Raw genomic sequence first — 22,522 nt, 5'->3', positions numbered from 1 at the left:
TATCTCCCACCTATCTATCTATTTATTTACTTTTCCATAATTGTTATATACTTTTGCACCTCTATCTGGATTGAAGATTCTCAAAACTTTATTAGTAAACATTAATCTTCTCTTAAGTAAGCTCTGATTAATTTCATTTTGAGATTTAACTTTTAAAATAATATTCTTTAGCTTAAGGAAATTATCATTTAATTCTTTATCATTTAATTCTTCTATAATTAACTTTACACTTTTACTACCAGTAAGTTCCCTACGTTCAAGTTCATATTTACCAATAGTAATACTGCTTTTTTCTATGTCTTTAGCTACAGCCTCAAGCTCAAAAGCATTTTCATTAATGCAAAGATTATACTGCTTCTCTAATAGCACAATTAACTCATTTAATGCATCGTATTCCTTAAGCATAAGTTCATTTAGCATTTTTTTCATATATATCATTCCTTCCTAACTTTACTCTTCTAATGTAAACTTGCTTTTACTTAAGATATCCAAGATAGAACTAAATTATAGTATAAACTCCATTGAATTTAAGTATATGCTTGAAAATACTAGATTGGAAATTCACCATGAACCTCAGTAATAAAAGATATTTAAAACTTAAAATCGAAAACAAATACCCTTATAATGTTCTATTTCTCATAACATCAATCATCTTTTGTGAAATCAATTTGGGATCTATGTTATAAGTTCCATTTGATACTTCATTTTGTATAGAAGCAACTTTTCTCTCATTTTGTTCTTCAGGCACATCCATAACAAATGCACTTAAGCTTCTGCCTGTATTAGAAATTTGTATTTTATCTTCATTAACAGATTTTTTTTGATTGATATTACTATTTTTACTAGTTTTATAAAATTGAATAACCTTACCAGCATCTACACTATTTATTTTCATAATTGTATACTCCTTTCCTAATCATATATATCAAGCTTATACAAAAATAAAATTATACCATATGCTAATTTTATTATCGTAACTATAAACGATAAATTTATATTAGTATTAAAATAATTATGGGAGGATTTAATCACTTAATTAAATTCAAGTGATTAATCCTCCCATATATATAAGCTAAAAACATTATTTTCTCAAACTTTTTATTTTCTCTTCATTACTTACAATACTTGTAATTCTAACTCCAAAGTTTTCATCAACAACAACAACTTCACCATAAGCAATCTTTTTACCATTTACAAGTATTTCAACTGGTTCTTCAGCAAGCTTATCAAGTTCTATAAGTGATCCAGTACCTAAGTTAAGAATATCCTTAATATTCTTTTTAGCTCTTCCTAAAACAACAGAAATTTCAAGTGGAACATCCATTATAAGATCTATATTCTTAGGTGCACCATAGACCTCTGAAGCTTCCAAAGGCTGAAATGATGCTCTATTAACCTCAACTTTAGGTTGTGCATACATTTGTCCTTGTGGTACTTGCATTTGTGGCTGAGGCGTCTGAGGTGGTGCAGTATTAGTATATGCTGCTTGCATCTGAGGTTGTGATGCCTTCTGCTCCGGAGCAGCCGTAACTGCAGGTGTAGGTTCATCTTTTACAGGTGAATTACCATTATCTTTAGGTGCACTTTCTTCAGAATTTTGCTTTTCCTCATCACCTTTAGAATTATTCCCGCCCATCATTATTCCTATCATTTTTTTCGATGTTTCTATAGGCAATATCTGCATAATCTGACTATCAACCAAATCACCAATAGTCAATTTAAATGCCACCTGAACTATACTTTCATCTTCCTTAATATTCTCTGATAACATATCAGTTTTAGAATCCCATATTTTAGATACTGGAGGTGAAATATTTACCTCACGTAAAAGCATGGTAGCCATGGAAGTGGCAGATGCTCCAATCATTTGATTCATGGCTTCCGATACTGCACTAAGTTCAATTTCTGATAAAGTTTTACTTTCAACTTTACCATCTCCACCCATCATTAAATTAGCAATAACAGCAGCGTCTGTAACTTTCATTACAAGCAAATTTTCTCCAGAAATTCCACTGATATATTTAACATCAAGTGCAACATTTGGAACCTCAAAGTTTTTCTTTAATTCGCTAAGTGTTGTTACTGTTACAATAGGTGTAGTTATATTAACTTTTTGACCAATTATAGTTGAAAGGGCTGTAGATGCCGAGCCCATAGAAATATTTCCTATTTCACCTAATAAATCTTTTTCTATATCATTTAAACCATTATCATCATTAGCAGTATCCTCTTTCTGCTCTTCAGGTGAATCAGAATTATCTTCTCCCCCATTCAAAAGAGAATCTATCTCTTCTTGTGAAAGAAATCCATCACTCATATTTTCCCACATCCTTATCAATTTTATCTAATATCTTAATCCCCATACTTTTACCTATAATTCCAGGTGTAGCTACATAATGTAACTTATCATATATATATATATAGGAATAGGATCGCTGCACTTATTATCTAAAGTTATTACATCTCCAATAGATAATTTCAAGAAATCAGCCACAGTTATTTTGCTAAATCCTAATTTAGCTGTTAAAGGAACATCAACCACATCCAGTCTCTTCCTCAATTTTGTTCTTGATTCATCAATTATCTCTTCATCATTTTCCTGATACCAATACTGTACAACAAGTTTGTCTAATATTTTTTCTATGCTAAGATATGGTATACAAATATTCATATAAGTGTGGCTGTGTCCAACATCTACCGAAAATGTTATAAGTGCAACTGGTTCATGAGGACCCAAGGTTTGGTTAAGTGCCGGATTTGTTTCAAGAGATTCTATCTCTGGTTCAACATTAACCACATCTCCCCATGCTAATTTTAAGTTGTCGATTAGTCCTTGATTTATCTTCATAATAATATTCTTATCTATATCAGTTATATCTCTTGGCTTATATTTCCCTTCACCATTGCCACCAAGAAGTATATCTATAACCTGATCTATAAATTGAGGATTCGTTTCAAATAAAATAGTTCCACTGAGAGGAGGCATCTTAAATATTGTTAAAATTGTAGGATTTGGTACTGAATGAATAAACTCCTCATAAGTTATTTGTTCAACTGTTTCTATTTTTACTTTTACGTTATCCCTAAGTTGTGCTGTTAAATAATTAGACATTATTCTTGAATAATTATCATGAATAAGTTCAAGGGTTCTTATATGCTCCTTAGTAAACTTCTGTGGACTTGTAAAATCATATACTTTTACTTTTTGCTTGTCCTCGTCTTTTGGAAGCTCATCAGGCTGAAGTTCACCGGAGGATAAGGCAGATAATAGGGCATCTATTTCACTTTGTGACAAAACGTCTGCCATAATTTTCCCTCATTTCTTCTCATTCTTCATTATCAATTTTTTATCAATTTATCAATATCTATAAGGGTAACTATTCTATCCTTAAAATTAATAACGCCTTTTACATAATCCTTTTTACTATTATCATCTACTTTTTCTATCAATTTTTCATCTATATCTAATACTTCATCTACTTGATTAACTGATATTCCAACTAGTTCTTCTTCTAATTTAAGTATTATTATACTTTCATCTTCATTATCACCATCACCTATATCAAGAAGAAGATTTATATCTAAAAGTGAAAGCACATTACCTCTTATATTTATGAGGCCTTTGACATAATCAGGTGCTTTAGGCACTTTAGTTACAGTCATACTTTCAACAATTGTTTGAACTCTTGATGTTTCAACTGCAAACTGCTCATCATTTAACTTAAAAACAACAACTTGCATTATCTCACCCCTATTACTCTTATAATTGCTTCAACCTAATATAATTACTGTTGAAGTGTTAGCACTGTATTTTTTATCCTAATGCCTTTTTTATAGCTTCAAGTACTCTATCAGCTTGAAAAGGCTTTACTATGAAATCTCTTGCACCTGCTCTTATAGCATCCATAACCATTGTTTGTTGTCCCATAGCAGAACACATAATAACTCTTGCAGCTGGGTCAAAAGATTTTATAGCTTTAACGGCTTCTATACCATCCATATCAGGCATAGTTATATCCATTGTTACTACATCTGGTTTTTCCTTTTTATAAATTTCAACAGCCTTTAGACCATTACTTGCCTCTCCTACTATTTCAAAACCATTCTTCTCCAATATATCCTTAATCATCATTCTCATAAAAGCAGCATCATCAACAATTAAAACTTTAGCCATTTTTTTCAACCTCCATATTAATTTACTCCCAAAATATTTAATATCTTTTCTAATGAACCGGGCATTGGTATATAATAAAAATGCCCACTTATATTTCTAGTTTTGTCCTGAAGAAAAACTGTTTCCAAATCAAGAACATTATCATCACATTGTCCAGCTTCTATAAAACTTGTTGAGAGTATAGCCCCCAGCATGTCATATGTAAAAGCCGGTACCGATGGTGTTATAACTAGATTCGTGAATTTAGCTATGGCATTCATATATGAACTAGAAATTATATTACCTATTTCACATAATACTGAAGCACACATATCATTCAATTCTTCTTCCTTACTTCCTGTCAATGTTTCTACTATTTCAATAGCTGTTTCCTTTTCAAATACAAATAAAATATTTCCAGGAGTATCTCCAAGTACCCTAACCACAACCCCAACTGCTACCTCTTCTTCACCTACGTTTGAAAAAAGGGTATTAAATGGAACTATATTTACATCCGGTACTGTCATATCTATTTTTTTATTTAATAGTTGAGACAAAGCCGTTGCGGCATTGCCAGAACCAATATTTACAACTTCTTTTATTGCATCTAATTGCATAGGAGTTAATTGTAAGTAATTCATATTTGATCATCCTCCTCTACACCAGGGAAGCAACATCAAGTATTAACGTTACGAGACCATCTCCCAATATAGTTGCACCAATATATTCTTTTAAACCTTTTAAAGTTTTTCCAAGTGGTTTTATAACAATATCCTGCTGACCAATAAGTGAATCCACAAGAAGTCCTGCCATTTTATCTCCTATTCTTACTATTACTATATATATTTTATCACTATCTGACTTTTCAAGTCCCAACTTTTCATTAATTCTAATTATAGGAAGTACTTTACCCCTATATATTATAACTTCTTTATTATTTGTCTTCTTTATTTCTGCTTCCTTAAGATCAATTACACTATCAATTGCATTTAAAGATATAGCAAGATTTTCTTCTCCAACTTTAACTAATAATGCAGTAATAATTTGAAGGGTTAATGGCAATTTTATAGTAAATGTACTGCCTTTTCCCTGTTCTGTAGTCATATCAACAGTTCCGTTAAGAGATTGTATTTTAGTCTTTACAACATCCATTCCAACTCCTCTACCGGATATATCTGTTACCTTATCATTTGTACTGAAGCCCTGATCAAATATCAAATTTACTATTTGATCTTCAGTCATACTTTCTGTGTTTATTCCTCTTTCTTCAGCTTTTTCTCTTACTTTCTCCACATTAATTCCATAGCCATCATCTTGAACCTTTATTACTGCCTTAGTTCCTTCTTGATATGCTATAAGTCTTATTTTTCCTACAGGATCTTTACCAGATTTAAGTCTATCCTCTTTTGTCTCTACACCATGATCAGCTGCATTTCTAATAAGATGGATAAGTGGCTCACCAATTTCATCTATGACTGTTCTGTCAAGTTCAGTATCCTGACCTTCAATAATAAGTTCCATGTCTTTATCAAGTTCAACTGATAAATCTCTTACCATTCTTGGAAATCTATTAAATACAGTATCAAGTGGAAGCATTCTTATCTTCATAACTAAATCTTGAAGATCATTAGTAGTTCTAGCTACCTGCTCCAAAGTTTCATTTAATTCAACAAGTTTATAATTTTGACTTATTTGCTCAAGTCTTGTTCTATTTATAACAAGCTCTGAAACCATATTTAAAAATTTATCAAGTTTCTCTAAATCAACTCTAACAGACTGATGAACTTTTTTATGTGTATGCTGAGTTGTCTTTTTAGGACTACTTTTCTTAGCCTTTTCTTGAGCAGCTGGCGTTGGCTTACTTTCAGCTTTCTTTTCTTTATTAGCTTCTTTAGCCTTTTCTTCGCCTTTATTATACTTAGCTTTAAGTTCTTCTTCTGTCAATTGTTCTATTTTTATACTATCTATTTCTGAAATTTCACTTAATATTTCATTTACATCTTTTTCTTCCTTAGTAGTTAAATAAACAAGTTGTATTTCAAACTCAAAGTTTTCTGCTTCAAGATCTTCAGTAGCAGGAATAGATTTTGTAATTTCTCCCCACTCTTCAAGACTCTTAAATATTAAAAAGGCTCTTGCTGACTTAAGTAAAGTTGACTTACTCAAATTAATTTCAACATAAAATGCATTATATCCCTTTTCAATAGCCTGCTTCATAACATTTAAGTCATATTCATTAAGTTCTACGCCTTGATTATCTTTTTTGCTTTCTTCTGCCTTTGCATCACTATTTTCATTACCTTCAGGTGATGCCTGAACATTTGTATCCTTTTTATCAGAATTAACGCTTCCTGATATAGCTTCAAGCTTTGATATGATATCATCAACTGGAACTCCTTCTTCTTCTCCATTTTGAATATTATCTACCATTTGCTCAAGTGTATCAAGACACTTAAATAAGACAGTTACAACTTCCTGAGTAACTTTAAGCTGTCCATCTCTAAATTCTGAAAGGACATCCTCCATTTTGTGAGTCAAAGCTGCCATAGTATTATAGCCCATAGTAGCTGCCATACCTTTTATAGTATGTGCAACCCTAAATATTTCATTTAGCTTGTCTACATTATCTGGCTCCTGCTCCAATTGAAGGAGTGCTTCATTTAAAGTTTGTAAATTATCCATAGATTCTTCTAGAAATATCGACAAATATTGAGATGTATCCATAAATTCCCCTCCTTACAGCTTCCTATAAATAAAAGTAGATGCTTTTTCAAAACCATATTCTTTATAATTATATATACTCTCAGTAGCTCCTACAAAAAGCAATCCACCTTTCTTTAATGACTGACTAAACTTCTTATAAATTTTTTCTTTGACATCTTGATTAAAATATATAACAACATTTCTGCACACTATAAGATCAAAATTGTTATCATAAGAATCCAATATTAAATCATGCTTCTTAAATGTTATCATTTTTTTTATTTTGTCGTCCACGATATATTTATCGCCTATAATTCTAAAATATTTATCTAAATCTTTCTTTTCTACATTTTTTATTTCATTTTCTGCATACTCACCAAGTTTTGCTTTGCCTAATATTGTTGAATCAATGTCTGTAGCTATTATGTTATGCTTTCTAAAACTATCTATTTTATCGAGTATAATTGCAATTGAATATGGTTCAGCACCTATTGAACATGCAGCACTCCAAATTTTAAGTGGTTCCTTATTTGAGTATACCATATTTCTAAGCTCTTTTTCAGCTTCTTTAAATATTTCTGGATTTCTAAAAAACTCTGTAACATTAATAGTTATAAAATCCAAAAATCTCTGCCTTTGATCTTCATCCCTCTTAAGTATTTTAACATACTCATCAATAGATTCAGCTCCTACTCTTGATATTAAGCTTAAGATTCTTCTATGTAATTGATTTTCCTTATAAGCAAACAAATCTATGCCAAATTCTCTTAGCACCCACTTTTTAAATTCGCCTAAATCCATATTTACCTCCTGAAACCTCGTACTATCTTTATTATTTCATCTGATATTCTATCTAATGGAAGAACAATATCTACTTTTCCAGTTTCAAAAGCTGACTTTGGCATACCATATATAACACATGTTGATTCATCTTCTGCAATTGTCACTCCCCCATTATCCTTTATAACTTCTGTTCCCTTTGCACCATCCTTTCCCATGCCTGTTAATACTGCACTAACTATATGCGAATTAAAAATTTTAGAAGCCGAAATAAACAGCTTATCAACTGCAGGTCTAACACCCCATATAGGCGGATCTGTAGTAAGTTTTATTTTATTATTAAAATTAACTTCCATATGATATCCTCCAGGTGCCAAATAAACTTTTCCAGCCTCATATGTTTCTCCATCTTCTGCCTCTTTAACTCGCATTTTACTATTGTCATTAAGTCTATCAGCAAAAGCTTTTGTAAAGCCAACAGGCATATGCTGAACTACAAAAATCGGCACATTCATGTCTTCAGGAAAGTTTGTAATAACCTTGTATAAAGCTTTAGGTCCACCTGTTGACGCCCCTATAACTACTGCTTCTATATTGCTATTATTTATATTACTGTTATCTATATTTTTCACTTTTCTTTCTTTGATAATATTATTCTTAAAACTTACACTTGTTTTTTTATACTCACTTTGACTATATGCTGCCTTTACTCTCTTTATGAGTCCATCTTTTAACTTAGGTATATCAAAGGTTCTTTCAGGTTTTAAAATAAAATCAAAAGCACCTAAATATAGACAATCCATAGTATACTTCACTTCTTTTTGTGAAACACTACTAAAAACTATTACAGCCATATCCTTTTTTAAGTATTTAATAGCTTTAAGTGTTTCAATACCATTCATCACTGGCATTTCTATATCTAGAGTTATAACATCGGGCTGCATAATTTTCAATTTATTTAATAAATCCTGCCCATTTGTCGCGGTTCCTATAACTTCAATGTCTTCACTGGTATTTAACATATCTGATATCAGCTTTCTCATAAGAGCTGAGTCATCTACTACAATAACCTTTATTTTTTCCAAAGTCATCCACTCCACCTAAATTTTCTTAGTTCCCATACCAACTGTCCTAATACTAACGCTTCCATCAAAAGTATCAAAAATCATTGTCCTTCCTTTATTTCCACCAATATCTTCACTTAATAGTGGTACATGGAGCTCACTTAAAATTTTCTTTACTGCAATACCATTTCTATTTCCTATGTCCATGTTCATACTTTTATCTGAAAAGTTAAACATTGAAGCACCACCAGCTATTTTCGCTTTCATATTCCTAGCATTAGCTCCCATCTTCTCCATTTTCTTTACCAATATAGGTACTGCTAAATCAGCAAATTTATAAGGATTTGTAACCTTGCTAAATTGAGTGCTGTCAGGAAGCATTATATGTGAAAGTCCTCCTAATTTATTTTTCTCATCATAAATAGCTATACCAATACATGATCCTAAACCAACAGTTATTATCTTGTTTGGAGAAAGTGCAGCATTAAGATCTGCTATACCAACTCTAATCTCCTTAATTTTTTCTATCTCTTCCATTATCATACCCCAACTACCCTAAAGTAGTTCTTTTTCCTCATCAGTTAGTATTTTTGATATATCAAGAAAAATAACTATATTGTTGTCTGTCTTTATAAGTCCTTTTATATAACGCTTGGAAATACCTGATATTACATTAGGTGGTTCTTCTATATCACTTAAAGCTACATCTCTAACCTCAGACACTAAATCAACAATTATTCCAACCTTACCATTTTCAAGTTTTGAAACTATTACTTTTGTTTCATTAGTAACATCACTATCTGGAAGATTAAATCTTTTAGCAAGAGAAATTACGGGCAATATACTACCCTCATAATTAATCACGCCATCAACAAAATCTGGTACATCTGGAATTTTTGTTGATATTTCATGACCAAGAATTCTTTCAACTTGCATAATATCTGCTGCATAATATTCTTTATTCACAACAAATATAAGTATTTTTACATTGTCATTCATATGTTATCCTCCTATAATAATAATTTATCAACAACAAGTTCATCGTCTTTATCTACATATACATGAATATCCTTGCACGGATTTTCTATAACAGATTCCTTATTGCCAATAGCAAATATGGTATTTTGATAGGCTACTTCAGCATATATATTGCCATTCTTCTCAGTTTGTACTCTTGTAGAAACGCCTCCTATACTTCCAACAACACCACACTTTATTTCATTACCAGCCTTTATAACGCCACCCCTAGCTATGGCATTCTCATTATTAAATATAACATTGTTCCTTGCAGATATATCAGAAATATATTCTCCCTTCCCAGATATAAATACATTTCCTGAACTTTCTATCTTTGAATTTTGGCAATATCCTACACTAACATCTACAGGTACAGAAAGCATTAGCTTAAGCTTAGAAACCTTATCATCGCAAAGTGAAGCAATTCCACTTAGCTCATCAGCATGCTTTATATTTAAGGGTCCCATACCTATTATCTTAGCTTTAAATATATTTATAATTTCAATATTATCACTATCATCCATATCACATATGCTTACAAATTTTTCACACAATCTAGGTATTAACCTAAACTTTCCTTCTAAAAGCACTTTTAAAATTTGGCCATCTGAAACTTCTGCTTTTGGTGCATTATAATTCTTTAATTGTTCAAAAGCTTCTAATAGCTTTTTAATATTTAAGCCTATAGTATTGAGAAACTCCAGTTGCTTTAATACAAATACATCCTCTCCACCCCCACATACGGTAGAGAAAATAGCATTTTTTTCTATAAAAATATTTCCACTAGCAATAACTGTAGCATTCTCAACGTTCTCATCAATTTTAACATTATTTTGAGATTCAACTTTCATGCTCTCATTTACGCTGCCGTGAATAAAAACGTCTCCAACAAATTTTATATTTCCAGTTGTCAAATCCACATCAGAATTAACTTCATGTATTGCTATAACTGAAATTTTATTTCCACTATATACTGGCTCACCTTTTCGCACGGACACAACTGTATTATCGTCCTTAATTTGGCAACCTTCACCAACATTAAGTTTTACTGACTTTCCTTTTTTCTTTTTAGTTTCATTTCCATATATGTCCTTACCATCATGTCCTTCTTTACCAGTATGTCTTACAGCTAATATGGTTCCCTCTTCAACAGCATTAACAAATCCTATACTCTTAAAGTCTATTCTTCCATTTTTGCTTTCCTTGAAGCCATTTTTCTTTCTTACATCAAATTTAAACTCAATATAATCGTCCTCATCATCTTGGGTTTTAATTCCTTGTGCAACTAATACATTCATTGCTCCATCATCTGAAGTACACTTGGACATATTTTCTTCAACTATACCATAAGATATATTTGCTGCCCTTAAAGTATCTAAAAGTTCAGCCTTAGTATATATTGGCGGTTTTTCGGTTCTTAAAATTTCTTCCTGCAGAACTACTCTGGCTGAAGGTTTTGTATCTTTAAGCTTATATATGTTCTTATTAGTATAAGTTATATTTACATATGCACTCATCTTATCTGATGAAACACTTATATCAGCTCTTCTCTCTGGTTTCTCAATTTCATGAAAATAAATTTCTATTATATTAGAGCTGGAAACCTCATTTTCTCCAGTAACTTCTTTTCCATCAATTTTAACATTAATATTTTTAGGTACTACAATTACAGCATTATTACCACCTTCTTTGGGATCTTTAACTATTATCTTACTATTTAGAACTTGAATTGTGCCATTACTATTTTCATGCTGTAATTCTTTATTCTTATTATTCTTATCAATAATTTGAACCTTTATTGATGCCTTCTTTTTAAATATTCCCCTTTTTTCTTCGATTACTTCGTATTTAATATCAGCCTTAGTCAAATTATATTTTTTGCAAGCCTGCACTATGCAATCATCAACTGTGGATCCATTAAAAATTTCATTTTTCATCTAAAAAATCTCCCCATCAAAAAAGTTATTAATTAAAATCATGTTACCTTTAACCCACACATTTTTTACTTAATTTATCGTAAAACTTTACTAAACCTTTATAACTATAATATTTAATTTAATTAATACGGTTTATTAATTATAATACATCTTACTATTATTGTATATTATTTTTTTGATTTCTGCTATTAAAATCTCTAATATATTTCTCTATATATTCGTCATATCCTTTTCTTATACGTTTTATAGTTTGAACTTTTTGAGAATCAAACTTCATTTCATCCACTTCACAAATTGGTAAAACTTTAGGTGATGTCCCTGAAATAAATAATCCATCTAATTTATTTATATCTTTATAATTAATTCTTTTATCTAAAACTTCTAGTCCACAATTTTTGCAAACTTTAATTATAACATCTCGTGTTATACCTGGCAGCACATCCTCTTTAGGGGCCGTGTAAACCTTATTATCCTTTACCATAAATATGTTTGATTTGCTCCCCTCAGTTATATTTCCATTTCTGTCCACAAGTATAGCTTCAAAAACATTCATTTCCTTTATTTTTTTATCAACACTGCTTCTAAAATCTAGATTTATAACCTTAGCATTAGGATTACTTCTTTCTCCATGGTAAATTATTGTTTTAACTCCATTTTCATAGTCCGATTTGTCTGGATACTTATGTGGAATAAAATAACTATAAAAATCAAATTTGTTATCTACATAATTAAATACTAATTTTATATTTCCTATTTTCTTATTATTAGCCTTTACAAGCTCAAATATATTTTCTTCTATTTTATGTTCCGTAACAGGCAACTTCAAATTTTCAATTTTAAATGAATTTTCAAATCTATGAATATGACCATCTAAAAAAAGTGGAATACCATCAATTATCCTAATTACTTCATATAAACATTTTCCTTTGTAATCAAATCCACCATCAAATTTACTTTTATCTTCTACTTTTCCATTATATAAAAAATAACTTCCAGCACATTTCTCCATATTATTATACACTTCTTTCTAAAAAATCTTTGTAAAACAATTTTTATTTCCAATTTAAAGCCTCAATATTATCATCTCTTTTCTTAGGATTTACAAGATATGGATGCCCCACCAATTTAAATAGTGGCATATCGGATAAGGAATCAGAAAACATGTACGATGCCTTAAAATCTACATCTATTTTTTCTTTTTTTAAAAATTCTTTAAGTCTTTTTACTTTTTCCTCACCTTTACAGTTTTCGCCTATGATTTTCCTTTTAAATGCACCTTCCCCACATGTAAATCTTGTTCCAATAATCTTATCAACTTCTTTTATATTATAAAGTTCATTCAAATAAAATTCTGCTGATGCTGATATTAAATATATATCGTATCCTTCACTCTTGAGCTTTTTCATTGTATTAATAGCATCAACATATAATATCTTACTTAATTTTGTATTATAGAATTCTTTAACATACTGTTTCATTTCGTCCTCTTTTACTCCATCTATAAACGAAATAAACATTTCTTTTGCACTTCCTGCATCTAATATTTTAAATACATATAACACACCTGCAATAATTATTTTAGGAAACTTCATTATTATTTTAAAATTCTTTTTAACCATAAATTTATAAAACTCAAATAGAGTTTCTTTTTTAGTTAAAGTGTAGTCAACATCAAATATAGCTAATTTTTTCATTAATTTTTTCTCCTTCTATATATAAAAGCAACTTATTTTTCTGCATATAAAAAGGGATTATGCAAAATGCACGACCCCTTTTACTACATAAGGAAAAAAGCATTACATTCTACACACTATAAGTTTCATGTGATAAAATTTACAATCATATACGAATTAATAAATAATCTCAGATTAAAATAAATTATATATGACTTTTTATTCCTTACAGATTTAATTTTATATGAATAAAATCCAAAATTTCTTAAAGTATCCGACTTGAATATACTTAATTCAAAGCCAACTTAATCACCTAATATAGGTTAATTATTTTTACTCATAATATCTTCATAATACTTTGTAGCAGCTTCAAACTCCTTATCATCAGGTATTACAAGTTCTCCTTCTTCACCTTCACCTACAACTTTAAAAAGGTAAACTGAACCATTTTCAGGATTTTGAACCAAAGCAAACTCATTATCATTATAAACAAAGCCATCTACAACTTCACATGAGACTGCATTGCCATTTTCATCCTCTAATTCAACTACCATGGCTTCTTCAGATCCACAGCCGCCACATCCACAATCGCATCCATGTTCATGTTCATGTTCTCCACAGCCACAATCGCCTTCACAGGAATTTTTTATTTCATCTTCTTTCATTAAAACTTCACTCCTTTTTTTACATCATGTTATCATTCTACCCTTATTTTAATAATTTTAAAAGTCTTTTTTCTAAAATTATTAAAATTTTTCCTAAAAAATAAAATCTATGTATCATACCATAGTCATAAATTATATATTAAATAACTATTAGTATCAAAATCTTTTAAACATAAAAATAAAGGACCCTAAGGTCCTCTATTTTTATTGAGCAGCTAATTTCTTATATCCTTCAAGTCTTTCTTTTGCATCTTTTTCAGTCTTAGCATATAGTTCATCGGCTTTATCAGGGAATACTTTCTTTAATGAAGCATATCTAACTTCACCAAGTAAGAATTCTTTAAAGTTTCCAGTTGGCTCTTTAGAATCAAGAGTAAATGGATTCTTTCCTTCTGCTTTTAATAATGGATTATATCTATAAAGTGCCCAGTATCCGCAGTCAACTGCTTTCTTCTGTTCAACTTGTGATTTACCCATTCCAGCTTTTAAGCCGTGGTTAATACATGGTGAGTATCCTATTACAAGTGATGGACCATGATAACTTTCAGCTTCTTTTAAAGCTTTCATTAATTGATTCTTATCAGAACCCATAGCAACTTGAGCTACATATACGTAACCATAACTCATTGCCATCATTCCAAGATCTTTCTTCTTAGTCTTCTTACCTGAAGCAGCAAATTGAGCTATTGCTGATGATGGAGTTGATTTTGATGATTGTCCACCTGTATTTGAGTAAACTTCTGTATCAAATACAAATACATTTACATCTTCTCCACTTGCAAGTACGTGGTCTAAGCCGCCGTATCCGATATCATAAGCCCAACCATCTCCACCGAATATCCATTGAGATCTCTTAACTAAGTAATCTCTATTAGTGTACATTTCAGCAAGAGCTGGATTTGAATCTTTTTCTTTCTCAAGTAAAGCTGTTAATTTATCAGCTATTGCTCTTGAATTTGTTCCATCATCTTTATTGTCAACCCATTCTTGAAGAGCTGCTTTTAATTCTGCACTTACGCCAGAGTTAATTGCTTCATTAGCAAGATCAGCTAATCTATTTCTTAACTGCTGAGATGCAAGGTTCATACCTAAACCATATTCAGCATTATCTTCAAATAATGAGTTTGCCCATGCTGGTCCATGTCCATTTTCATCAGTTGTATAAGGCATTGAAGGAGCACTACATCCCCAAATTGATGTACAACCTGTAGCATTTGCTACTACCATTCTATCACCAAATAATTGAGTTATAACTTTAGCATAAGAAGCTTCTCCGCATCCTGCGCAAGCACCATTGAACTCAAGAAGTGGTTTCTTAAATTGGCTTCCCTTAACTGTGTACTCATTAGCAACATCTTTCTTCTGAGGAAGAGTTACTGCATATTCAAAGTACTCTGCTTCATAAGCTTGGCTTTCAGCTGGTTTCATAACTAAAGCTTTCTCTTTTGCAGGACAAACTTCAGCACAGTTTCCACATCCAGTACAATCAAGAGGACTTATAACTATTGAGAACTGTAAATCTTCAGCTGATTTAACTCCCATAGCTTTCTTGAATTTCATTTCTTTTGGAGCTTTTTTAACTTCTTCTGCAGTTGCAAGAACTGGTCTTATTACTGCATGAGGACAAACAAATGAACATTGATTACATTGAATACATTTGTCTACATCCCATTCAGGAACATTTATAGCAATTCCTCTCTTTTCATAAGCTGCTGTTCCAACAGGATATGTTCCGTCTTCTTTACCAGTGAATGCGCTAACTGGGAGTTTGTCTCCTTCTTGTCTATTCATTGGTTCAAGTATATCAGTTATGAACTTAGGCTTTGCTTTTTCAGCTTTTGGTGCATCTTTTGCATCAGCCCATGCTGCTGGAACATCTATCTTAACAATAGCTCCAACACCTTGGTCTATTGCAGCATTGTTCATATCAACAACTTTTTGACCTTTTCTACCATAATTTGTTACAACTGCTTCTTTTAAGTACTTAACAGCATCCTCTACTGGAATGATGTTTGCAATTTTGAAGAATGCAGCTTGACAAATCATGTTTACTCTTCCGCCAAGACCAATTGCTTGAGCAATCTTAATAGCGTTTAATGTATAGAAGTTTATGTTATTTTTAGCTATATATTGTTTCATTGCAGCTGGAAGTTTTTCTTCTAACTGTTCTGGAGTCCAGATTGTGTTAAGTAAGAAGTTTCCACCTTTTTTAAGTCCTGCAAGAACATCATATTTATTAACATAACTTTGGTTATGACAAGCAATAAAATCAGCCTTATCTACTAAATATGGTGATTTTATTTGTTTTTTACCAAATCTTAAATGTGATACTGTTATACCACCTGATTTTTTAGAATCATAAGCAAAGTATCCTTGAGCATACATTGAAGTATGATCTCCTATGATCTTTATAGCACTCTTGTTTGCTCCAACAGTACCATCTGATCCAAGACCCCAGAATTTACATGCTTTAGTTCCTTCTGGTGTTGTATCTATTTCAACATTTGGAACTTTAAGAGATGTATGTGTAACATCATCGTTTATTCCGATTGTAAATCCATCTTTTGGTGCATCAGCTTTTAAGTTTTCAAATACTGAATAAATATGAACTGGTAATGTATCTTTTGAACCAAGTCCGTATCTTCCACCAACTATAACTGGTCTGCTTGCTTCATTATAGAAAGCTTTAACAACATCAAGATATAATGGCTCAGCTTCTGAACCAGGCTCTTTTGTTCTATCAAGAACAGCAATCTTCTTAACTGTCTTTGGTATATATTTTAAGAAATGTTTAACTGAGAATGGTCTGTAAAGATGTACTTTTAATACTCCGACTTTTTCTCCTTTAGCCATTAAATAATCAATTGTTTCTTCTACAGTATCGCAAACTGAACCCATAGCTATGATTATTCTGTCTGCATCTTTAGCACCATAGTAATTGAACAAATGATATTCTCTTCCTGTTATTTTGCTTATTTCAGCCATGTAATTTTCAACGATTTCAGGAAGTGCATTGTAGAATTTATTTTGTGCCTCTTTTCCTTGGAAGTAAACGTCTGTACCTTCATTACTTCCTCTTTGAACTGGATGATCTGGATTTAATGCTCTTCTTCTAAATGCATTAACAGCATCCATATCAACTAATCCTCTTAAATCTTCATAATCCATTACTTCTATCTTTTGAATTTCATGTGAAGTTCTGAAACCATCAAAGAAGTTTATGAAAGGAACTCTGCCCTTTATAGCAGTTAAATGAGCTACTGCTGACAAGTCCATAACTTCTTGTACACTTCCTTCAGCAAGAAGAGCACATCCAGTTTGTCTTGCAGCCATAACATCCTGCTGATCTCCATATATATTTAAAGAATGAGTAGCTAAAGCTCTTGCAGTTACATGGAATACTCCAGGTAAAAGTTCTCCTGCAATCTTGTACATATTTGGAATCATCAAAAGCATTCCTTGAGAAGCTGTATATGTAGTAGTTAAAGCTCCTCCTTGTAATGATCCGTGAACTGCACCAGCAGCTCCTGCTTCTGATTCCATTTCCATGATTTTAACTTTTTGACCAAAAAGATTTAATCTTCCTTTTGTTGCCCATTCATCTACGTGTTCTGCCATTGGTGATGATGGAGTAATAGGATAGATTGCTGCAACGTCTGTGAACGCATATGAAATATGAGCTGCAGCTGTATTACCATCCATAGTTTTCATTTTTTTCATGTTGTTTATACCCCTTCCTACAAATTATTTTATTAGGAATTATAGGTAAAATTATAAATTTTGCCTATAAAAGCTTAAGAGCTTGTTACATTTTTAACTATACTATAAAAAATTTTCAAAGCAAAACTTTTCTTTTTTTAATTATCATAACTCTAATGTGAAAATGCTTAGCATTTCTTCATAAATTACAACTTTTCATTTATTTTCTCTTTTTTACTTATCTAAATTTTTTAATGTACAGCTTTTCATTGTACCTATAATGCTAATTAAATTTTAATTTTTGCATTACTTTATATTATATATATCGCTTAAATTATTTTCAAGTTAATTCATCTTTTTCTTCAATTCGTAATTTTTAAAAAATTCCAAACCAACTAGGTTAATATATTATTTTTCCCAGGGAAGCATAGAAAAATTCACCTTGTTTTTATTCTAAGCGAAGTAACAGTATTTTGGAAACTATTTAAATAAAACTCAATAAGATTTGCTCCAAATTATAAAAAGACTTAGAAATTTTAATTTATCTGAGCTTCTTTTCAGCGAGTTATTAAAATTTCTTAGTATTTTTATAATTTGGAGCTTAGTCTTATGAGTTTTATTTAATGTTTCAAAATACTGTTAATTCGTTATCTTTTAATAAAAACCTGTGTCCAGTATATTTGCCCATTACTTGATTTTGCAGCTCCAACTCCCAGCTCTCTATATTGTTTTCCAAGAATATTGGCTCTATGTCCTGGAGAATTCATCCAACCTCTCATAACACTTGCAGCATTAACATATCCATAAGCAATGTTTTCTCCAGCTGCAGCATATGATATGCCATATCTTGTTAGTAGTGAAAATGTTGAACCAAAGGTAGGAGATGTATGCGAAAAATAATTTCTAGTAAGCATATCCTTTGATTTTATTCTGGCAACATTAAAAAGCTGCACATTAGCTTTTAAAGCTGGAAGACCATACTTAGCCCTTTCCACATTTACAAGTCTTAAGACTTCATTTTCTTGACCTGTAAGTCCATTTACTGGAATTTTTATAGTTTCTCCAACATAGATGGCTGTTGACTTTGAGAACTTGGGATTAAGAGAAATTATTTGATTTAAACTTACCCCATTTTTGTTTGCTATCTTTGAAAGAGTATCACCACTTCTGACACTGTAATTTGTATAATTAGCTTGAGCACATACACTACCTGCGCTCATTGATAGCGCAATTAGAATACTCATAAAAAAGCAGCAGATTTTTTTCATAAAATTCATCCTCCTAAAAATAAGTTTTTATTATTTTTAGGAGTTTATTTAAAAAATATTCATAAAGTTGTTATATAACAATCGAAAATATAAACTTTAAAAAAATTAAGAATTAAAAATGAAGAATTAAGAATGATGGTAACTTTTTTTCCGTTTCACTACAAAATACTTCCATTAACACTAGTGGAACTGTTCTTCTATAAAATATAGATTTTCTAGAGTAACATGGTGGAATACCATCCTTCATTCTTAACTCTTGATTGATCTTTCAACAAACGAGTTATTAAAATTTCTCAGTATTTTTATTATTTTGTAGCCTTATTTGTATGAATTTTAATTTAGATTTTCAGTAGTGATAGCGTATAAAAATCTTCCTTGCCCTTATTCCAAGCGAAGTAACAACATTTTGGAAACAATTTAAATAAAGCTCAATAAAACTTACTCCAAATTATAAAAAGACTTAGAAATTTTAATTTGTTTGAGCAATCACCCCAGCGAGTTATTAAAATTTCTTAGTATTTTTATAATTTGGAGCTTAGACTTATGAGCTTTATTTAACGTTCCAAAATACTGTTACTTCGCAACTTTTTTGTATTTTTCTATTACATTTATTATATTTTGTACACCATTTTTTACAGGACTTAAATTCATGCTATTTATATACTTTTTCTTATTTTTTTCAAGTTCAATAATTTTATTAACCAGTAAAGATGGATTTAATTCTTCTTCTTCTATTACCACACTATACCCATTCTTTTCAAAAGATCTTGCATTTAAAATTTGATCCCCTCTACTTGATTTTTTAGAAAGTGGAATGAGTACATTAGGTTTTTTAAGAGCTAAAAGTTCAAAAATTACATTAGCTCCTGCTCTTGAGACTACTAAATCCGCCGCATTCATAACATGAGGTAGTTGCCAGGATATATAATCAAATTGCTTATATCCCTTAGTACTGTTTAAACTTTCATCTATATTACCTTTACCGCAAATATGGACTATATCATATCTCTTAGTAAGTTCTTTTAAACTTTTTCGAATATTTTCATTTATAACCTTTGAGCCAAGACTTCCACCTATTACTAAAAGTACAGGTTTATCACCAGAAAAGCCACATACGTCAAGGCCTTTTAATTTGCTTCCCTTAAATAATTCTTCCCTTATAGGTGTACCTGTTAGTGTACCTTTATTATTTTTTATATTTTTAAGAGACTCAGGAAAAGTTACGCAAACTTTTGTGCAATAAGGTGCAGATATCTTATTTGCAAGTCCCGGTGTTATATCAGATTCATGAGCTATTACTGGTATCTTACAAAAATGTGCAGCTATAACAACAGGTACAGACACAAAACCACCTTTAGAAAAAACTATATTGGGTTTTTCCTTCCTTAATATATTAATAGATTGAAATACACCTAAAATAACTTTAAATGGATCAGTAAAATTTTTAATATCAAGATATCTTCTCAGCTTCCCACTAGATATATAATGATAATTTATTTTTTCCTTTTCAATTATATTTCTTTCTATACCATTTTTTGTTCCTATGTACTGCACTTCATACCCAAGTTCTTTAAGTTTGGGGACAAGCGCTAAATTGGGTGTAACATGTCCAGCTGAACCCCCGCCCGTCATTATTATTTTTAGCTTTTTCATAACTACACTCCTTTTCATAATTATAACGTTTCAATTTAAAATCATTTTTCATAAAATTCATTATAAAGCTGGTATATAACAGTTCATGCACTGCTATAATAACTTTAAAAATAAATCATCTAAAATATTGTATTACTATTTGTATATTTACATTTCCATTATATTCATTTATATCAGGGTAAAATGCAATATCAAGATAAATATTATTGTCTAATCCATTATACATTTTATTCATTTCACTAGCACCAAACTTATCTATAACTATATTTTGAAATTTCTCTATATCACCAAAAAATATTCCCTCAATATATTTATTATTTTTTGATAGAAGCTTTAATTTTAAAACATTATGATTTTGTCCTATTATTCTAGCATTTACTAACTTTGCGTTTTTTTCACCAAATATTGGCTTAGGATTGCCCTTTCCAAAGGGTTCTAATAAACTCAAATCTGTAATAAATTTATAATTTATATTATCAAGAGGCATTCCCATATCAAGAGTTATTTTAGGTATTAAATCTTCTTCGCTTAATTTTGTATTTTCATTTAATTTCTTTCTCAAGACATCAATATTATCTATACTTAAGGATAATCCTGCTGCCATGGGGTGTCCACCAAAATTTGATAATATATCTTTACATTTTATTAATTCCTCAAACATATTGTATTCTTCTATGGATCTTCCTGAACCCTTGGCTCCATTTTTTGTTTTTGTCAAAACTATTGTAGGCACATTATACTTTTCTCTTATTCTACCTGCAACTATTCCTACTATACTTTCATGTACATCTGGTATATATATTACAAATACTTTGTCATCTTTTATCCCCGTATTTTCAATTATATTAACTGCTTCTTCTAAGCCCCTTTGAGTCATGTCCTTTCTTTCATTATTAAACTCAAAAAGTTCTTTTGCTAATTTATCCGCCTCTTTTTCATCTTTTGTTATTAATAGTTCAAGTCCCCTTTTGGCAGAATCAAGCCTACCAGTAGCATTTATACATGGTCCTATTACAAAGCCAAGATGATATGTAGAAATTTTTTTATCCTCAATGCCAGTTTGTCTTATAAGTGCTTTTAAGCCTACATTTTTAGTCATATTAAGCATTTCAAGACCTCTTTTAACAAAAATTCTATTTTCATCAACTAAATCTACTACATCGCATACTGTTGCAATAGCAACAAATTCACATAAATTATAGCATTCCTCTTTATTTATCTTCAATTTCTCATATAAACATTGTATTAGTTTAAAAACAACACCTGCTCCACATAGGCTTTTAAATTTGTATTCACATTCATTTTGTTTTGGATTTATTATAGCATCTGCCTCTGAACTTAAAAATTTTCTTATACCTTTTTCATTTTCCACAAATGGTATATCATGATGATCTGTAACTATAACTGTAAGCCCAAGCTTTTTAGCATAATTAATTGGCTCTATAGCTGCAATACCATTATCACACGTTATTATAGTATTAACATTATCTTTTACACATTTTTCTATTAAATTTATGTTTATCCCGTATCCATCTTTCACTCTGTCTGGTATATCATAGTCTACTTCAGCACCACATCTTTTTAAAGCTGTAAAAAGTAAATATGTACTTATAACTCCATCAACGTCATAATCACCTATTATTCTAATATTACTTTTATCTTTTATTTTATTTTTTAATATGGTACATGCTTTTTCCATATCCTTCATCTGACATGGATTATGTAATTTTTTTAAATCTGGATGTAAAAAACTATTTATCAAATTTACATTATTAATATTTCTATTAATAAGAAGTTTTCCCAGCACTTCACTTATACCAAATTTTTTAGCTATAGATTTATAATCAGCTTTTTTATTTCTAACAAACCATTTCTCCAACTAATAAAACACTTCCTTTAGCATCAAATCA

19 protein-coding genes and 1 pseudogene are annotated in these 22,522 nt (G+C 30.5%); all 20 read right to left on the bottom strand.

Translation table 11 applies throughout. The features are described from left to right. Positions 1-18: 18 nt before the first annotated feature. The 20 genes and pseudogenes from BEE63_RS17880 to recJ all read right to left on the bottom strand — a co-directional run bounded on the left by BEE63_RS17880 (position 19) and on the right by recJ (position 22,491). Entirely contained in the window at positions 19-429 is a 411-nt protein-coding gene (locus BEE63_RS17880; RefSeq protein WP_066022675.1) for a flagellar protein FlgN, read from the bottom strand. 190 nt (positions 430-619) lie between these two features. Beyond that, positions 620-895, bottom strand: a complete 276-nt coding sequence (locus BEE63_RS17875) for a flagellar biosynthesis anti-sigma factor FlgM (protein WP_066022674.1) — start codon at positions 893-895, stop codon at positions 620-622. Positions 896-1,081: 186 nt separating this feature from the next. Beyond that, the gene (fliY, locus tag BEE63_RS17870) at positions 1,082-2,317 is read right to left on the bottom strand and encodes a flagellar motor switch phosphatase FliY (protein WP_066022673.1); all 1,236 of its coding nucleotides are present in this window, start codon (positions 2,315-2,317) and stop codon (positions 1,082-1,084) included. Further along, positions 2,310-3,307: pseudogene (fliM, locus tag BEE63_RS17865) on the bottom strand (flagellar motor switch protein FliM). The gene fliY and the pseudogene fliM overlap by 8 nt, the downstream one beginning before the upstream one ends. 32 nt (positions 3,308-3,339) lie before the next feature. Continuing rightward, on the bottom strand, positions 3,340-3,741 hold the full coding sequence (locus tag BEE63_RS17860; RefSeq protein ID WP_066022672.1) for a chemotaxis protein CheW: 402 nt from the start codon (positions 3,739-3,741) through the stop codon (positions 3,340-3,342). A 73-nt stretch (positions 3,742-3,814) separates the two neighbouring features. After that, positions 3,815-4,174: a response regulator gene (locus tag BEE63_RS17855; protein ID WP_066022671.1), complete on the bottom strand. Its 360-nt coding sequence runs from the start codon at positions 4,172-4,174 to the stop codon at positions 3,815-3,817. Between the two features lie 17 nt (positions 4,175-4,191). Beyond that, positions 4,192-4,794, bottom strand: coding sequence for a chemotaxis protein CheC (locus BEE63_RS17850; RefSeq protein ID WP_066022670.1), 603 nt, complete (start codon positions 4,792-4,794; stop codon positions 4,192-4,194). 16 nt (positions 4,795-4,810) lie between these two features. Continuing rightward, positions 4,811-6,877 (bottom strand): chemotaxis protein CheA, encoded by a 2,067-nt coding sequence (locus BEE63_RS17845; RefSeq protein ID WP_066022669.1) that lies wholly within the window; start codon positions 6,875-6,877, stop codon positions 4,811-4,813. Between the two features lie 12 nt (positions 6,878-6,889). After that, positions 6,890-7,657 (bottom strand): CheR family methyltransferase, encoded by a 768-nt coding sequence (locus BEE63_RS17840; RefSeq protein ID WP_066022668.1) that lies wholly within the window; start codon positions 7,655-7,657, stop codon positions 6,890-6,892. Between the two features lie 2 nt (positions 7,658-7,659). Next, positions 7,660-8,721, bottom strand: a complete 1,062-nt coding sequence (locus BEE63_RS17835; RefSeq protein ID WP_066023279.1) for a protein-glutamate methylesterase/protein-glutamine glutaminase — start codon at positions 8,719-8,721, stop codon at positions 7,660-7,662. Between the two features lie 15 nt (positions 8,722-8,736). Then, on the bottom strand, positions 8,737-9,237 hold the full coding sequence (locus BEE63_RS17830; RefSeq protein ID WP_066022667.1) for a chemotaxis protein CheD: 501 nt from the start codon (positions 9,235-9,237) through the stop codon (positions 8,737-8,739). An 18-nt stretch (positions 9,238-9,255) separates the two neighbouring features. Further along, positions 9,256-9,699: a chemotaxis protein CheW gene (locus BEE63_RS17825; protein WP_066022666.1), complete on the bottom strand. Its 444-nt coding sequence runs from the start codon at positions 9,697-9,699 to the stop codon at positions 9,256-9,258. Positions 9,700-9,710: 11 nt separating this feature from the next. Next, the gene (locus tag BEE63_RS17820) at positions 9,711-11,654 is read right to left on the bottom strand and encodes a flagellar assembly protein A (RefSeq protein ID WP_066022665.1); all 1,944 of its coding nucleotides are present in this window, start codon (positions 11,652-11,654) and stop codon (positions 9,711-9,713) included. A 157-nt stretch (positions 11,655-11,811) separates the two neighbouring features. Then, entirely contained in the window at positions 11,812-12,663 is an 852-nt protein-coding gene (locus BEE63_RS17815) for an aminotransferase class IV (RefSeq protein WP_066022664.1), read from the bottom strand. Positions 12,664-12,706: 43 nt separating this feature from the next. Next, the gene (locus tag BEE63_RS17810) at positions 12,707-13,348 is read right to left on the bottom strand and encodes an HAD-IB family hydrolase (protein WP_066022663.1); all 642 of its coding nucleotides are present in this window, start codon (positions 13,346-13,348) and stop codon (positions 12,707-12,709) included. 302 nt (positions 13,349-13,650) lie between these two features. Then, on the bottom strand, positions 13,651-13,992 hold the full coding sequence (locus BEE63_RS17805) for a DUF1292 domain-containing protein (RefSeq protein ID WP_066022662.1): 342 nt from the start codon (positions 13,990-13,992) through the stop codon (positions 13,651-13,653). A gap of 204 nt (positions 13,993-14,196) precedes the next feature. Then, a complete protein-coding gene (gene nifJ / locus BEE63_RS17800) occupies positions 14,197-17,712 on the bottom strand; it encodes a pyruvate:ferredoxin (flavodoxin) oxidoreductase (RefSeq protein WP_066022661.1) in 3,516 nt (1,171 codons plus the stop codon). 626 nt (positions 17,713-18,338) lie between these two features. Continuing rightward, the gene (locus BEE63_RS17795; RefSeq protein ID WP_066022660.1) at positions 18,339-18,959 is read right to left on the bottom strand and encodes a CAP domain-containing protein; all 621 of its coding nucleotides are present in this window, start codon (positions 18,957-18,959) and stop codon (positions 18,339-18,341) included. Between the two features lie 573 nt (positions 18,960-19,532). Further along, a complete protein-coding gene (locus BEE63_RS17790) occupies positions 19,533-20,612 on the bottom strand; it encodes an undecaprenyldiphospho-muramoylpentapeptide beta-N-acetylglucosaminyltransferase (RefSeq protein WP_066022659.1) in 1,080 nt (359 codons plus the stop codon). Between the two features lie 115 nt (positions 20,613-20,727). After that, a complete protein-coding gene (gene recJ, locus BEE63_RS17785) occupies positions 20,728-22,491 on the bottom strand; it encodes a single-stranded-DNA-specific exonuclease RecJ (RefSeq protein WP_066022658.1) in 1,764 nt (587 codons plus the stop codon). Positions 22,492-22,522 lie beyond the last annotated feature (31 nt).

The organism is Clostridium pasteurianum (genome assembly GCF_001705235.1).
Classification (GTDB): Bacteria; Bacillota; Clostridia; order Clostridiales; family Clostridiaceae; genus Clostridium_S; species Clostridium_S pasteurianum_A.
Note: the sequence above shows the minus strand (reverse complement) of the source record. Positions and strands in the feature narration are given on the sequence as shown.